The sequence below is a fragment of the Bacteroides mucinivorans genome, from assembly GCF_034654355.2.
GTDB classification, from domain to species: Bacteria; Bacteroidota; Bacteroidia; order Bacteroidales; family Bacteroidaceae; genus Bacteroides; species Bacteroides nordii.
Window position 1 is genome coordinate 969104 of record NZ_CP178179.1, and the last position, 15873, is coordinate 984976.

Consider the following 15873-nt stretch of genomic DNA (forward strand, 5'->3'; position numbering starts at 1 on the left):
TTACTAAAGTCGTAGTCGAACTCACAGAGAGTCGTAATGGAACGTTGTTTTACATGTACATGTATTACTGCTTTACATGTACATCTAACGCTGCTTTACATGTACATGTTTAACAGCTTTACATGTACATGTAAAACAACGCTCCTCACCGGGAAAGATAGAGTTCCTTTACTTGGTAGAGATCGTTCGTCGGTGAAGGATAAATAACAGTATTAGACCAGTACACCTTCCTTACTCAAAAGGAGGGGGGAGGTGTACCGATATAACGCAACCAATTGGCATATTGGCACATTAATATATTGACACATTATTTATGTTCCGATACCTCTTTGAAATTTTTCTTCTGTTGTTCTCTATATTGCCGTGGAGGCATATTATACTTCTGTGAAAATATCTTATAGAAAGTTCCGCGATTTATAAATCCCGATTTGTCCATGATTTCTTCTATTGACAAATTAGTAGTAAGCAATAGATTTTTCGCTATGGCTAATCGATATTCTTTGATGATATCGGCAGGAGTCTTTTCTGTAATCTCCTTCAGCTTTCGGTAAAAATGCCGGGTACTATACCCTAAGGAACTGCTTAAAAATTCAACAGACAATTCATCGTTGGTAATATTCTTATCAATCAATTGCATCATTTTCTCAAAAAACACCTTATTCTCTTTGTTTAAGAATTGCCCGTCGTCCAGCTTGAAAGTACTGAGTATTGAATTATAATACTCCTTCAATTCTTTTTCCCGCAGGATAAGCCGTTCTGCCAGTTTCATCAGATACTCCGCATTGAAAGGTTTGGTGACGTAGGCTTCTGCTCCGGACTCAATGCCCTTCATCTGATCGCTCACACTATTGAGCGCCGATAATAAGATTAATGGGATATGTGTAAGCAGCTTGTTCGATTTCACTCTTTTTGCGAATGATATTCCGTCTATATCCGGCATCATTACATCTGAGATAATCAGATCGGCAGATTTGAGTTCCAGTTGTTCTATCGCTTTTGTTGCATTATCGAATGAAAGCACATTGTATTTGCCTGCAAACAAATCGGAAATAAACCATAACATAGAAGGATCGTCATCGATAATGACTACCGTTTGTTTGGAAGGGTCATAAGTCGCTGGTATATTTTCTAATTCAACCGGTTTATTATCTGTCTGTACAGGTGGTTCTGTGAGTATACTTTCTTCGGGAACAGAAGCTGTTGTAACAGCCAATGCCGGCAGAGTAACTTCAAAGGTGGTGATCTGACCGGGGATACTTGTTACCTGAATCTGCCCGTTCAGAAGGTTTACCATGCTATGGCAAATGGCGAGTCCCAATCCGTTTCGGGGAGAAATACCATTCTTGTTTTGCACTTCAAAATTGTCCAGTATCTTGTAGCGGTCGAATATCTTGGTTAGATTCTCCTTAGCAATTCCCTTCCCCGTATTTGAGATACGAATGCAAAGCTGTCCTTCTGCTATACGTTGTTCTACGATTATGCTTCCATTCTCCGGCGTATATTTGAAGGCATTGGACAATAGATTATTTACTATCTTATTGAAGCAACTGGTATCCGAATTCCAGTAAACATCTTCTTCTATTTTCAATTGATAGTTTATCTTTTGACTCTCGGCCAGTTCACAGAAAGATTCGGCTATGTCCTTCGTCTGTTCGGATATAGGGAGCTGTTTTATTTCAAGTGTTTTATTTCCGGTTTCCAAACGACGGAATTCTATTAACTCCAGAATCAATGCATTCAGCTTCTGAGCGTTCTGTAGAATCATCGTGGCATATTTGTGAACATAATTATCTGCTTCCGTATGTGATAATATCTTCTGGCAGGGACCATAGATCAAGGTTAACGGAGTGCAGAACTCATGAGTGACATTGGTAAAAAAACGAAGTTTAGACTCATACAATTCATTGCGTTGTTGGCGGTTCATTTGCTCGATCATGCGATCCCTTTTGTGCCGATACCGCTTAATTAACATGTAAATACACCCGGATACGAATCCGAGAAATAGCATAAAGTAAATAGAGTAAGCAATAGTAGTTCTGTACCAGGGAGGGATGATACGGATAATCAGGGATTGGGGAGTGCTTTCCTCTCCCGTGATATTGCTCCGGTATTTTACCAATAGTGTATACTGTCCGGGGGAGAGGTTAGAAAATACAGCTGTAGTAGAAAGCCCGTTCTCTATCCAATTTTCACTCAAACCGTCAATCTTGTAATAGTAAGTGTAATTATTTCCATTGACATAGTCGATAGCTATGAATGACAGGCTAAAGAAGTTCTGGCTATAGTCCAGTTCCAGTACCTTTTGCTTTTTGTCTTCCCTGAAGAAATCATATATATCATATTCCTTGCCAAAGATAGACAAACGATTGAATTGCAGGGCGGGCATATATTCTATGGCCGTGGAGTTGTTCTCATTAATCGTTATAAAACCGTTCGTACCACCAAAGAAAAGAGTATTCGTGCGTTTGTCTTTAAAGTAAGCTCCGTCACTGAACTCTGTCACTTTCAGATCATTTCGCTGATGATAAGTCTGCACAGCATTGGTTTGGATATTAAATCTTACCAGACCTTGATTGGTACTGATCCACAGATTTTGTTTCTGGTCTTCAAGAATGCCATGAATCGTATTATTGAGAAAACCGTTGGTCTCGTTATATATGTAATAATCGTCATTATAAATACGCGTCAGCCCGAAGCTTGTACCGAACCAATATCCCGCATCATTTTTCAGAATAGCAAAGATGTCGTTTACTGTCTGGCTTTTTATCGCCTGATCAAACAGATAGGTTTTCATTTGCCCCGTATGCGTATTGATCCGATAGGCTCCGTATCCGCGGTTGCCAAACCACATGACGGAATCACTTTCCTGGAAAGAAACAAAAAAGTAGTTGGATGCACGTTTGCCTTTGTCCAGGATAATCCTTTCCGCACTTTTTACAGTGGGAGAACTACCGGAACCATTTAAAGACACTTTCACGATACCTTCTCCTACTGTGGCAATCCAGAGGGTACTATCGTTTTGTTCGCAGATAGAATGGACATACTTTACTGTTTTTCCTTCTGCCAGAACGGGGAACTGTTTTATTTTCCGGTCCGGATACGAATAGTAGTTTATACCGTTCTCGGTTCCTATCCAGAGTCTTTTCCAATGACTCGGAGCAAAACAATAGACAGAGTTGTCTGTAAGTGTACTGTTATTGGTCAGCAGTTGTTCTGTTTTGAGGCTTATATCCGTCTCTGCCTCCGGATGATAGTTGAACATGCGTAATATCCCATTTCCTTTCGTTCCGATCCATAGCGTTTGTTCATCATCAAGATAGAGTGCGCGAACCGGATTGTTTATCTGATAGGCCGGTGTATTTAGGAGGGTGTTTTTTATAGAAAATGTATCAGCAAAATACATGTACACTCCTTGTCCGTCTGTACCTATCCAAATGATGTCCTGGTATTTATCTTTCAGCAGACAAAATATTCCGGTGCGGATATCGGTAGGTTGTATGATATACTTTATTTTCTGGTCGGGCTGATACTTCAGTTGGATCAGGCCGCTGCTCTTAAATCCGATATAGTAATCATTTTGTTTCTTTATAATGGAGGATACTTCCCCGCGTTGATGTATCTCAGATTCGAGATCAACGATATAATATTTCTTTTGGCTATTCAAGTCATATTCATAGAAAGCGTAAGTACTGTCTATGAAATAGAGCAGGTCATTTTCAGTTGAAGCCCAAAGCAATTTCTCCGGGTGATTAAAATGATTGCGTGGTGAGAGTTTTATTTCGTTCCTCTCTTTTTCTATTGTATAACTTTGGTTGCTACCGTCTGAAGAGAAAATCCAAAGAATGTCTGAACTGTCTACAACTATTTGCAGGACATTCTCAAAAACAACCGTTCCTGCATCTAATCTTCTGAACTCTTTGTCGTGTCGGTTGAAATAATAGATGTTACCGTCATCTTTGATGATATATACGTCTCCTGCTGCACTCTTTGCCATTTTGTTGATGTCTTTGAACTCCTTGAAGCTCTGAATCGTCTGCTGGTGAGAGTCGAAGCGGTCAAGACCATAATTAGTCTGTATCCATAATACATCTTCTTCGGTCTCCATTATATTGCCTATGATATTGCCGGAGAAACCAATACGGGAATTTGCAGGTTTGTACAGTCGTGGGGTAGTTCCATCGAAAATATTTAGTCCGTCACAGGTTCCTATCCACATTAAGCCATTATTATCTTGGCAAAGAGATAGAATCGCACTGTTCGATAAACCGTTCTGGCTGGAATATTGCCGTAGGTTATATGCGTTGATTTCACTTGTCATATTAAATAGAAATAGCAGAAGTGAAAAGGTATAGTATAGATAGGAGGTTCTCATAAAATATAGTTGTGTGTCACGATTAATATAAAGAGTTCCTGTACTTGCTGCAAAATTAAATAAAAAAGAGTGATAATGGTAGAAAGGGAATTTAAAAAGTATACGATTTTATGACATATATGTTTATTCCTCTGTCTTTCGGGTCTTTAAGTACACTAATGTCATAAAAATATATACTGATAATCTAATTGGAGTCATAGTTTTGTGACGTCTAATTAGAATAACAATAGGTATAGTATAAAGGGGTAAAAAAGATTGTTGCTGGGATAACAATTCTGTAATAAGGCGGGTATAATGATTACTCGTTTTTGAATTTAAATTAATGTACAGGTTTAATGACATGAAGAACATTCTTTTCTTTTTCGGTTTTATTTCGTTGATAACTTGTCGACTTTCGGCACAAGAGTTAAAATCACCGGATTGCAATTGATAGCGGATTTGCCATCAGCTTATTCGAAATAACGGATAACAAACAGAAGAAATGAATTATTAAATGAATATCAATACAATTAATTTGTAAAGTAAATATGAAGGCAGGATATTTTTTAGTAGGCTTGTTATGTGCTGCTTCTTTGGTAGGTTGTGTCCACAAAGAACAGGTAAGTATGAATCCTAATTTAGCCAAAGCACAGGAAACATTAGATTCTATCTATCAATGTTATTCACGGCCGGGTGTTAACCTGTTACGGGAGAATTACCCTTTTGATGAGCAAAGCAATGTTACCTATTTAGCATCAGAAGAGCAGGCAAATTTACCTAACCAGTATTCTTATCTTTGGCCTTACTCCGGCATGTTCTCTGCGGTAAATGCGATGTATGAGGCAAGTGGTAAAAAAGAATATAAGGAATTACTGGATGAAAGGGTTTTGCCCGGGCTGGAAGAGTATTTTGATATAAAAAGAGAGCCGCACGCTTATTCGTCTTATATCCGTACCTCTTCTCCTTCAGATCGGTTTTATGATGACAATGTATGGTTGGGTATTGACTTTACGGACATTTATCAAATGACCCAAGAGGCTGCATACCTTGAGAAAGCTCAGTTGATATGGAGGTTTATCCTGAGCGGAATGGATGATCAGCTGGGGGGAGGTATCTACTGGTGCGAGCAGAAAAAAGAAGCTAAACATACGTGCTCCAATGCACCGGGAGCTGTTCTGGCATTGAAACTTTTTAAAGCAACGAAAGACAGTATCTACTATACGCAGGGAAAAGAATTGTATGAATGGACGAAAGCCCATTTGCAGGACTCTACAGATTATCTCTATTTTGATAACATTCGTCTTGATGGCAAGATAGGAAGAGCGAAGTATGCATACAACAGCGGACAAATGATACAGGCTGCCGCTTTGCTTTATCAGTTGACCGGACAACCGGAGTATCTGGCTGATGCGCAGAATATTGCTAAAGAATGCTATAATTATTTCTTTATGGACTTTACACCTGCTACCGGTGAATCTTTCAAGCTACTGAAAAAAGGAGATATCTGGTTCAGTGCTGTCATGCTGAGAGGTTTTATCGAACTCTACCAACAAGATCAAAATAGAACGTATCTGGATGCATTTAATAAAAGTCTGGAATATGCTTGGAATAATGCCCGCGATGATAAGGGGTTGTTTAGCGTAGATTTGAGTGGAAACGACAAAGATGATAAAAAGTGGTTGCTGACACAGGCCGCTATGGTAGAAATGTATGGTCGGCTCGCTGGTATTAAAGAATTGATTAACTAAAATATAAAGACGAATGAAAAAGAAAAACATCAGTTTGTGTGCTATCACAGCCGCTCTATTTTTCGGAAACCATGTAAATGCAGCCGACTTTGTTGTAGCAAAAGACAATACAGTTGTAATCAACCAGGCTTGTCTGGCGGCCGCTTATAAGAGTAACCCGCCGGAGATGAAGAAGAGATTGTTTACCTCTAAAGCGGTAGAGGCCGAAATTGTGCGGGTTAAGAAGTTGTTGACTAATCAGAAATTGTCCTGGATGTTTGAAAACTGTTTCCCGAATACACTTGAAACGACTGTACATTACCGTACGACGGATGGTAAACCAGACACTTTTGTATATACGGGAGATATTCATGCTATGTGGTTGCGTGATTCCGGGGCACAGGTTTGGCCTTATATACAGTTGGTAAACAAAGATCCGGAACTGAAGAAAATGCTTGAAGGAGTCATTCGTCGGCAGTTTAAGTGTATCATTATTGATCCGTATGCAAATGCTTTTAATGATGGAGCGAAAGGGGGTGAATGGATGAGCGACCTGACGGATATGAAACCGGAACTCCATGAGCGTAAATGGGAAATTGATTCTCTTTGTTATCCGCTTCGATTGGCTTATCAGTACTGGAAAGAGACAGGAGATGCCAGTATTTTTGATAACGAATGGATACAGGCCATTACCAATATTCTGAGAACATTTAAGGAACAGCAGCGTAAGGATAAAGTGGACTATTACAAGTTCCAGCGTAAAACGGAGCGTGCGCTCGATACGCTGAATAATAATGGTTTGGGAGCTCCTGTAAATCCGGTAGGATTGATAGTCTCTTCTTTCCGTCCGTCGGATGATGCTACAACACTGCAATTTCTTGTCCCTTCAAACTTTTTTGCCGTATCTTCACTTAGAAAAGCTGCAGAGATATTGACAGCAGTAAATCAGAGAACTGATTTGGCTCAGCAATGTACGGATCTTGCGCAGGAAGTGGAAGGTGCACTGAAGAAATACGCAACCTATAATCATCCTAAATACGGAACAATTTATGCTTTTGAAGTAGATGGTTTTGGAAATCAGCTGTTGATGGATGATGCGAATGTACCCAGTCTGATAGCTATGCCTTATCTGGGCGATATGGATGTGAATGACCCGATCTATCAGAATACGCGTCGTTTTGTATGGAGCAAAGACAATCCGTATTTCTTCAAAGGAAAAGCCGGAGAAGGTATCGGAGGGCCACATATCGGTTATGATATGATCTGGCCGATGAGTATTATGATGAAAGCTTTCACAAGCCAGAATGACGAAGAGATAAAGACTTGTGTGAAGATGCTTATGGATACGGATGCAGGTACAGGGTTTATGCATGAATCCTTCCATAAAGATGATCCGGCCAATTTTACCCGTGCCTGGTTTGCATGGCAAAATACACTGTTTGGTGAATTGATATTGAAATTGGTTAATGAGGGGAAAGTTGATTTATTGAACAGCATACAATAAGTGATATTGAAGAAAGGTGAACAGCTGAAAGTCGATGTCTTTTGGCTGTTCGCTTTTTGTATCTATTGAAAGGCATAAACTAATAATAGTAGGAAAGAACATGAAATCTCAGAAAATTATAGCATTGTTTTTAATCATCCTGGCTCCTTTGGGAGTGTCGGCACAGAAGTGGTATACTTCTGATATTGATGGCAAGGTGGATGATATTCTAAAGAAAATGACAGTGGAAGAAAAGCTGTCTTATATAGGAGGAGTTGATTGGATGTATACAAGGAATATCGATCGTTTGGGTATACATCGTATGAAAATGTCTGACGGACCACAGGGGCTGGGCACTCATGGGCAATCTACTGCTTATCCGGCTACGGTATTACTGGCTGCTACCTGGAATGAAGAACTTGCTTATGAATATGGAAAGTCTTTGGGACGCGACTGCAATGCCAGAGGTATAAATGTTGTGTTGGGGCCGGCGGTAAATATATACCGTGCTCCTATGTGTTGAGTATATGGGTGAGGATTCTTATCTGGTAGCACGTACCTCTGCCGGACCGTGAGATGGACCGGTGTGGTACGCTCGGATATAACAGGAGAGTATGAATTTTCTGTAGGCGGCGATGATGGTTATCGCCTGTATCTTGATAATGAACTGGTTGCTGACCAATGGGGGGTAGGTAGTTTCCGCAACTCTTCTGTAACGAAAACGTTGGAAGCAGGTAAGAAGTACGACATTCGCTTTGAATACTTTCAGGAAGGTGGAGGTGCCGCAGTTGCTTTAATCTGGGGGCATAAAGGTGAAAAGAAGGATGCTTTTGTAGATCAGCTGAATCGTGCAGATATGGTGATTGCTTGCTTCGGGCATAGTTCGGACACAGAAGGCGAAGGTGCTGACCGTACTTTTGCATTGCCTGATGCCGATGCTAAAATGATTGCAAGGACATTGAAATGTAAGAAACCGGTAGTCGGAGTAGTCAATGCAGGTGGTAATGTAGAGATACAGGCATGGGAACCCGGATTGAAAGGTCTGCTATGGGGATGGTACGCCGGACAGGAAGGCGGTACGGCGGTAGCTGATGTGCTGTTTGGTAATGTAAATCCTTCTGGCAAACTACCTATGACTTTTGAGAAACGCTGGGAAGACAATCCGGTATATAATAGCTATTATGACCCGGATGGTGATAAACATGTTGCATATACGGAAGGTATTTTTGTAGGGTATCGTGGTTATGATAAGTTGCAGCGTGAAGTACAGTATCCTTTTGGTTACGGTCTGTCTTATACGGATTTCTGTCTTTCCAACTTGTCTGTTTCTGAACCTTTGGCAGATGGATCGGTAGAAGTAACCTGCAAACTTTCCAATACGGGAAAACGTGATGGAGCACAGGTGGTACAGCTATATCTTGGAAAAGAAGGAGGCATTGTAGAACGTCCGGAGAAGGAATTGAAGCAATTTAAGAAGGTGTTTCTGAAAGCGGGCGAATCGGCAACGGTGAAGATGATGGTTACTAAAGATGCTTTCATGTATTATGATGTTGCTGCCAAAAGGTTCTTACAGGATAAAGGGAACTATAATGTGATGGTTGGTTTCTCTTCACGTGATATCGTTTCGTGGGGAAGTATCCGTATTCTTTGATGCATATACGTATCGAGGTTACCAATTATCCTCTCATCGCACCTCTTATTCATTAAACTGAGTTTTAGAAAGAGGTACGATGAGAGGTGTTTTTTTAATTTGAGCAGTGCTTATTTGTTATTTAGGGTGACTCCCGGCCAGTCGTCAGTGCGGAAAGGAGAAGCTGGCAGTCCTGTTTTATTATACAGATTACATTCCGGATTATTAGCCCAGGCATAACGTACAGCTACAGGATAGGGCACTTTTTCCGAGGAAACAATCACTTTGTTATCTACAATTCGGGCCGTAGCCGGATAGAATTTGTGATCAACACCTGCAATGGTGAATCCTTTTAATTCTTCTCCTTTAGCGATTAATTGCCCATCAGTATGTTTGAAAGTGACTTCGATTTCATTGTTTTTTAAGCACATATGACTGTACTGTGGTCCGGAGTAGCTGTTTTTCTTGTCGTATGCCTGATTTAATGCAATTAGCGAAAGTCGGCGTCCTACTTCTTGCTTATTCTTAGGATGAATGTCATTCGCATCCCCTATATCGATGGTAACAGCCATTCCCGTATTCTCTAATTCCAGTGTCTGAGCCTGAGCTTCACGGAGTTCAGCCCATGCTGATTCTTCCGGCTTATCTGCACGTTGCATGAAGTTTGCTAATTGTACAAAGTAGAAAGGGAAGTCTTTGTTCCATTGACTGCGCCAATCCCGAATCATTAAAGGAAACAGATCACGATATTGATAAGCACGGCTTGCGTTAGCTTCTCCCTGGTACCAGATAACTCCCTTCATTTCAAATGGAATTAATGGACGCAACATTCCGTTAAACAGTACAGCAGGGTAGTATTGGCAGGTCTGGAATGACAAAGGTTGCCGTGGCACTTCATTTCTATTGAGAATGCTGATACGTTGCTTCCACTCTCCTGCCAAAGATATTTTTTTCTTGCCATTGGTAACATAAAGCATAGAAGGATCTCCGGGGATTCCACTGTTTCCACCCGTATCACCTAAGTGGATTGTTAGTACATTCTTTCCTTTTCTCAATAAATCACGTGGCACTGTGTAATGACGTACAGTGCCTATGCCATAGGTACGTCCTATTTCTTGTCCATTGAAGAAGGTAATATCATTATCGTCAATTTGGTTTAACTCTATTTTTAAATCACGTTTCAGCCATTCATCCGATAGTTCTATTTCGCGGCGTAACCACATGAAACCTTCGAATTTCGGATTTACCTGTTCTTCAATAAATCCCGGTAATTGTATTGTTCCCCATGAATCGTCGTTGTAATCAATTGCTGCCCATTTGGCTTGTCTGCCCTCATATCCCGGATCTTTCTTTCTGACTCCTGTTTCCCATTCATCCATCATCTGATTGTATGTTGCCATCGCTTCGGGCATATTTTCTTCTGCTTTCCGAAGAAGCGTTACTTCGTTATGAAAATCGGACATTAAATTTAGGGTACCTGTACTGGTCCAGCTTTCGGCTGGTGTTCCTCCCCAGGTAACATCAATGACTCCCACCGGAACGTTTAACTTTTGATTTAGTTCTCGGGCAAAGAAATAAGCGATTGCAGAAAAATCTTCTACTGTTTGCGGAGAGCAGTTCTGCCATCCCCCCATAGTACTTTCTCCTGCTGTGAGTGGGATAGGACTCACGGTCTTTTTCACTTGATATAAGCGAATATCAGGATGGTTGGCATTATCAATTTCCTGTTGGAAGTTTTGCACTTTACCCCAGCCTTTAACGGGCATTTCCATATTGGATTGTCCGGAGCAGATCCATACCTCTCCAATCATCACATTGGATAATTTTATTTCTTTTCCATCCGAGATACTGATATTATATGGCCCTCCGGCCTTAGGGGTTGGAATTTCAACTTTCCAGTTCCCTTCTGCATCGGTGAAAACTGTATATGTTTTTCCATCCCATGAAGGAATCACTTTTATTTTCTTTCCTTTGTCGGCCTGACCCCATATCGGGACTTGTGTTTGTTGTTGTAATACCATGTTGTCGGAGAATACTGCCGGTAAGACAGGCTTGGCGTTAATACTCCAGCAGAAGGACATTGCTACAAGAGATAATGCTGTTATTTTCTTCATGTTAGATCTATTAAATAAATTTGTTTTTTTTGTTATTGTTGATACAAAGATAGGAAATATAAGTTATTTATTTAACTTATTTTCCTATCTCTTGCTTGATTTTAAGATATTTTTACTCTTTAACAAGCTTCAAAGAACAACGAGTATTTTCTGTACTGACTTGTACTAAATAAATCCCTTTTTCCATATTGCTTATATCGAATTTATTGCTAAAAAATTCTCGTTCTATCTTTCCTGACAAATTGAATATTTTTACGTCTCTGATTTTTTCAGAATCAGTTCCTTCTATGCAGCAGTACCCTTTTGTAGGATTGGGAGATAGATACAACGGTTTTTCGGAGGTAGTAAGGGGATTTATACCAGATGGAAACGAAAAATGCAAAAGCCTTTATTTCTGCCAAATCTTCCAGCGAGTATGCAAAAATCAATGGTATCGGAGAGATTGCTTTATCTGATGGTCTGAACGAACTGAATATAGAGGTTGTTTCGGAAGACGGAAAAAACAAACAGACCTATACCGTTATGCTCTACAATACGGCGAACTTGCTGAGTGTAGCTTCTGCTGACGGTAAGGGCAAACGTATTGTCAATATTGACAGTTACAGCGGAATGACAGGGGCTCATGAAAATCCTTTCAGAATGCTGAGAGGCTGGAAAGTGAATCTAAGTGGTGACAATACAATGAAATGGCGGACGTACTTTAATGAAGAATGGAAAAGAGTTCGATAACACTGCTTCTTCTTATTGGGATCACGAACGTTATCAGAATGCTTTAAAGTACAATCCGGATATCGTTGTTATCAAATTGGGAACAAATGATGCGAAACATATTAATTGGGATAATATTAAAAATGAATATGTGGGCGATTACATAGCGCTTGTAAATTCATTTAAAGCCCTTTCCAGCCAACCGAAAATCTATATCTGTTATCCTCTTCCTTTGTTTGGACCGAATAACTGGATTAATGATGATAAGGTAATGACTGAGGATATGATGCCTATGATTGATCAGGTTGCCAAAGAAACCGGTGTAACGATTATAGATTGTCACTCTCCGTTTGAAGGGAAGGCTTATCTGACAGGTGATAAAATCCATCCGAATGATAAAGGCTATGTTCTTTTAGCTAATATTATTGCACGCAGTATCGCTCCGGAGGCAGATATACCGGCTCTTCCGGAAGATCTGTTTTTGCAGATTGCCGAATATGATAAAAGTGATTCCGGGATAGTAACAGAAACCTCTGTTAGCGGAATAGACACAACCCCTTTGTGGGACAATAATGCAAAAACAGTTCTTGAGACTCCGTTCCCGGATCAGCAGGAATGCTGGTTCTCAGTGGAAATGCCTCGTCCGGTTGGCTTGAAAGCATATGCTATTACATCGGGTAAAGATGCTTCTAAAGCTCCCATGTCCTGGAAACTGGAAGGTCGTACGAAAACATCAACTATATGGAGAGCTGTCGACAAGCAGGTAGGGATCACATTTGGTGCTAATGAAACAAAGATTTTTGACGAAAAGGTTAGTTTCTCTGCATATGACTATTTCCGTTTATCGGTGACAGCAGTGAATGGTAGTAATAGTTTGGCTATTGCAGAACTCCAGTTGTTTGGTTGTGATAAACCGTTATGCAGTTCTTTGATGGATAAGGTAAACGGAGGTACGCTGAGTGCTCAGTTTAATACACTTCCTCACGAGGGATATGGTAATCTGGGTGATGGCAACATAAATACTAAGTATTGTACACAAATATCTACAGGCAATAGTATTTGGATGCAGTATGATTTACCCGAAGCAGTGAAGATCGGAGGTTACTCTTTGATTTCGGCTAATGATTCTCCCGATCGTGATCCTTCCGAATGGACTCTGTATGGTTCTGCTGATGGTAAAAAATGGGACAAACTGGATGCGAGAAAGAACCAATTGTTTTTGGGACGTTATACAATGCTGGAATATCCGGTACTATCCGGACAGGCATATAAAAGCTTTAAACTCAATGTGACAGGGAAAACCGGATTGTTTCAGCTTGCTGAGTGGCAGTTGTTTAAAGCGTCGGATGGAGTAGGTATTGAAAATACTATTGTATCGGACTTTACGATTCGGACAGGTAACAGCCACTTGTTAATAGAATCTCATGCCACGGTTACAGGGTATTATGAGTTTTATTCCATCTCCGGGCAGTGTATAACCAAGGGAAAGGTAGAAACCGGAGCAACAGCAAGCATCGATTTGTTGCCGGGAACTTATCTGGTAACGTTGACTACCGGAGGACAAAAAGAAATCCGGAAAGTAATTGTCGGATATTAGAATATATTTCACCACAGAGGACACAGAGTTTTTTAGACATAAGAACAAAAGAACATATTATTTGCATAATCCGTCTTTATGCTCTAATCTCAGTTTTGTGTTCTTATGTCTAAAAAACTCTGTGTCCTCTGTGTCCTCTGTGGTGAACCCCAAAAGCGTAATTAAAAGACTTTTTCCTGCTTCAACACATACAAATCAGCAAGTGCTCCTGTGATGGGCTGTTTGTCTGCATCCAGCATTACTATCCGGCCTTCTTCCACCTTATAATAAGATTTATCTCCTTCTTTGGAAGTCGTAGTCAATATATTGCCTTCTATTACGAAAGTACCTGCTTCATCAAATTCCGCATCTTTTCTTTCCTGGTAAATATATTTCTGTGTATACGTATGATCCTTATTGAATACCAGAGTAACATCTATCCCCGGACAATCAGCTGCGGGAATTGTTCCTTTATATTCTCCAAAATAATCAAGTGAGGTTTCTGCATTGTGCATATCTGCTACCTGTGTAGTATCTGCACTCATACTGTCGGCATTATTTGTTTTTTTACTGTTTGTACACCCTGTCATAATAAAAGCACAGAGTATTGCTGCAAAATAAAACTTCTTTCCCATACTGATTGTTATTTTTATTAAATGAACAACAAAGGTACAACTAAAAAGTTTAACTTTGCTCTAAACTAATATCAATCGTAAATCCTCATTTGTGATTTGCCAATTGTCATTTATCAATCGTAAATCGTAAATTATTAAATCGTAAATCCTCCATTTATGCTTATACTTTTATCCTGTGCCAAAACCATGAGTGATGTTTCGAAAGTGAAAGTCCCTTTTACCACTATACCTAATTTTCAGAAAGAAGCGGCAGAAGTTGCTTTAGAGATGTCGCAGTTTTCTGTAGAAGAGTTAGAGCATTTGTTGCGTGTGAATCCCAGGATTGCTGTCGAGAATTACAAACGTTATCAGGCTTTTCATTCAGAGGACACCCGTACGCTTCCGGCCCTGCTTGCCTATACAGGTATTGTTTTTAAGCGGTTGAATCCGAAAGATTTTTCAGAAGATGATTTTCGTTATGCACAGGAACATCTCCGGCTCACTTCATTTTGCTACGGTTTACTTCGTCCGTTAGATCTTATCCGTTTGTATCGTCTTGAAGGAGATGTAAGACTCCCTGAGCAAGGTGGTAAAACTCTGTTTTCTTATTGGCAGTCCCGGCTTACCGATTCATTTCTTAAAGAGATCAAAGCCACCGGAGGGGTATTATGTAATCTGGCAAGTGATGAAATGCGTGGTTTGTTTGACTGGAAGCGTATAGAACAGGAAGTGACGATTGTTACTCCCGAATTTCATGTATGGAAGAATGGCAAACTTTCTACCATTGTTGTTTATACCAAAATGTCTCGTGGGGAGATGACGCGTTTTATTCTGAAAAACCGGATAGAATCTCCGCAGGATTTGAAAGCTTTTCACTGGGAGGGATTTGAGTTTAATGAACGATTATCAAACGAAAAAAAATTAATATTCACTAATGGAGTAACAGAATAAGATGAGTGAAGTAGAAAAAATGCGTAATGGGCAACTGGCTGATATGTCTGTGCCGGAAATGCAGGTACGTTTTGAGAAAGCTAAAAAGTTATTGGCCCGTATGCGTGGGTTGAGTACTTATGACGAGGAATATCGTCCTTTGCTCGAGGAGCTGATACCGGATATCCCTGTTACATCTGTTATTTGCCCGCCTTTTCACTGTGATCACGGTGATGGTATTCGGCTAGGCGAACATGTATTTGTCAATGCTAACTGTACTTTTCTGGATGGTGGATATATAACGATCGGAGCTCATACACTGGTAGGTCCTTGTGTGCAGATTTATACCCCTCATCATCCGGTGGATTATATAGAACGGCGTGAACCGAAGGAATATGCTTATCCGGTTACGATCGGTGAAGACTGCTGGATTGGTGGCGGCGTTGTTATCTGTCCCGGAGTGACGATTGGAGATCGTTGTATCATTGGAGCAGGAAGTGTAGTTACTAAAGATATACCGGCTGACAGTGTTGCCGTAGGTAATCCGGCACGGGTTCTAAAGAAAGTAAAATAACGGGGCAACCTATCGGGTTGTGAGAAATTAAAGAGGTGAAAAGGTGATTTATTATCTTTCCATCTCTTTTTGTGTATATTAGTGCAATCTTTTGAGAAAATACTTCAATTCTCTCTATAAAAAAAGAGGTTAATTTGCAACCGTTAATCTATTATTAATATATAAA

Annotated in this window: 10 protein-coding genes and 1 pseudogene; 7 read left to right on the plus strand and 4 right to left on the minus strand. The window is 40.2% G+C overall.

Features of this window, described 5'->3' with window-relative positions:
- Positions 1-307: 307 nt before the first annotated feature.
- A complete protein-coding gene (locus VCM39_RS03360) occupies positions 308-4372 on the minus strand; it encodes a two-component regulator propeller domain-containing protein (protein WP_407934714.1) in 4065 nt (1354 codons plus the stop codon).
- A gap of 527 nt (positions 4373-4899) precedes the next feature.
- Here VCM39_RS03360 and VCM39_RS03365 point away from each other — a divergent pair.
- The 3 genes and pseudogenes from VCM39_RS03365 (at position 4900) to VCM39_RS03375 (ending at position 9212) form a co-directional block, all read left to right on the plus strand.
- On the plus strand, positions 4900-6099 hold the full coding sequence (locus VCM39_RS03365) for a glycoside hydrolase family 76 protein (RefSeq protein WP_322933926.1): 1200 nt from the start codon (positions 4900-4902) through the stop codon (positions 6097-6099).
- 13 nt (positions 6100-6112) lie between these two features.
- Positions 6113-7582, plus strand: a complete 1470-nt coding sequence (locus VCM39_RS03370; protein ID WP_322933925.1) for a glycoside hydrolase family 125 protein — start codon at positions 6113-6115, stop codon at positions 7580-7582.
- Between the two features lie 100 nt (positions 7583-7682).
- A pseudogene (locus VCM39_RS03375) lies at positions 7683-9212 on the plus strand (glycoside hydrolase family 3 C-terminal domain-containing protein).
- A gap of 110 nt (positions 9213-9322) precedes the next feature.
- Here the strand turns inward: VCM39_RS03375 and VCM39_RS03380 are convergent.
- Entirely contained in the window at positions 9323-11305 is a 1983-nt protein-coding gene (locus tag VCM39_RS03380) for a sialate O-acetylesterase (protein WP_322933923.1), read from the minus strand.
- 112 nt (positions 11306-11417) lie between these two features.
- Entirely contained in the window at positions 11418-11687 is a 270-nt protein-coding gene (locus VCM39_RS03385) for a T9SS type A sorting domain-containing protein (protein ID WP_413544823.1), read from the minus strand.
- On the opposite strand from VCM39_RS03385, the gene VCM39_RS03390 reads away from it, so the two are divergent.
- Both VCM39_RS03390 and VCM39_RS03395 read left to right on the plus strand, forming a co-directional pair.
- On the plus strand, positions 11669-12034 hold the full coding sequence (locus tag VCM39_RS03390) for a hypothetical protein (protein WP_289292942.1): 366 nt from the start codon (positions 11669-11671) through the stop codon (positions 12032-12034). The two genes, VCM39_RS03385 and VCM39_RS03390, sit on opposite strands and share 19 nt — an antisense overlap.
- Positions 12009-13610 carry a GDSL-type esterase/lipase family protein gene (locus tag VCM39_RS03395; RefSeq protein WP_322933922.1) on the plus strand — a complete coding sequence of 534 codons (1602 nt, stop codon included), beginning with the start codon at positions 12009-12011 and terminating at the stop codon, positions 13608-13610. The genes VCM39_RS03390 and VCM39_RS03395 overlap by 26 nt, the downstream gene beginning before the upstream one ends.
- 161 nt (positions 13611-13771) lie before the next feature.
- On the opposite strand, the gene VCM39_RS03400 is transcribed toward VCM39_RS03395, so the two are convergent.
- Positions 13772-14224 (minus strand): copper resistance protein NlpE, encoded by a 453-nt coding sequence (locus VCM39_RS03400; RefSeq protein ID WP_002562318.1) that lies wholly within the window; start codon positions 14222-14224, stop codon positions 13772-13774.
- A 156-nt stretch (positions 14225-14380) separates the two neighbouring features.
- On the opposite strand from VCM39_RS03400, the gene yaaA reads away from it, so the two are divergent.
- Together yaaA and VCM39_RS03410 are read left to right on the plus strand one after the other, a co-directional pair.
- Entirely contained in the window at positions 14381-15154 is a 774-nt protein-coding gene (yaaA, locus tag VCM39_RS03405; RefSeq protein ID WP_322933921.1) for a peroxide stress protein YaaA, read from the plus strand.
- A 1-nt stretch (position 15155) separates the two neighbouring features.
- Positions 15156-15707 (plus strand): sugar O-acetyltransferase, encoded by a 552-nt coding sequence (locus VCM39_RS03410; RefSeq protein WP_221649766.1) that lies wholly within the window; start codon positions 15156-15158, stop codon positions 15705-15707.
- Positions 15708-15873: the final 166 nt, after the last annotated feature.

Excerpts from the sequence above, each read along its gene's own strand:
- VCM39_RS03390 (WP_289292942.1), top strand. The coding sequence starts at position 11,669 with ATGGAAACGAAAAATGCAAAAGCCTTTATTTCTGCCAAATCTTCCAGC.
- VCM39_RS03400 (WP_002562318.1), bottom strand. The coding sequence starts at position 14,224 with ATGGGAAAGAAGTTTTATTTTGCAGCAATACTCTGTGCTTTTATTATG.
- VCM39_RS03395 (WP_322933922.1), top strand. The coding sequence starts at position 12,009 with ATGAAGAATGGAAAAGAGTTCGATAACACTGCTTCTTCTTATTGGGAT.
- yaaA (WP_322933921.1), top strand. The coding sequence starts at position 14,381 with ATGCTTATACTTTTATCCTGTGCCAAAACCATGAGTGATGTTTCGAAA.
- VCM39_RS03360 (WP_407934714.1), bottom strand. The coding sequence starts at position 4,372 with ATGAGAACCTCCTATCTATACTATACCTTTTCACTTCTGCTATTTCTA.
- VCM39_RS03380 (WP_322933923.1), bottom strand. The coding sequence starts at position 11,305 with ATGAAGAAAATAACAGCATTATCTCTTGTAGCAATGTCCTTCTGCTGG.
- VCM39_RS03410 (WP_221649766.1), top strand. The coding sequence starts at position 15,156 with ATGAGTGAAGTAGAAAAAATGCGTAATGGGCAACTGGCTGATATGTCT.
- VCM39_RS03370 (WP_322933925.1), top strand. The coding sequence starts at position 6,113 with ATGAAAAAGAAAAACATCAGTTTGTGTGCTATCACAGCCGCTCTATTT.
- VCM39_RS03365 (WP_322933926.1), top strand. The coding sequence starts at position 4,900 with ATGAAGGCAGGATATTTTTTAGTAGGCTTGTTATGTGCTGCTTCTTTG.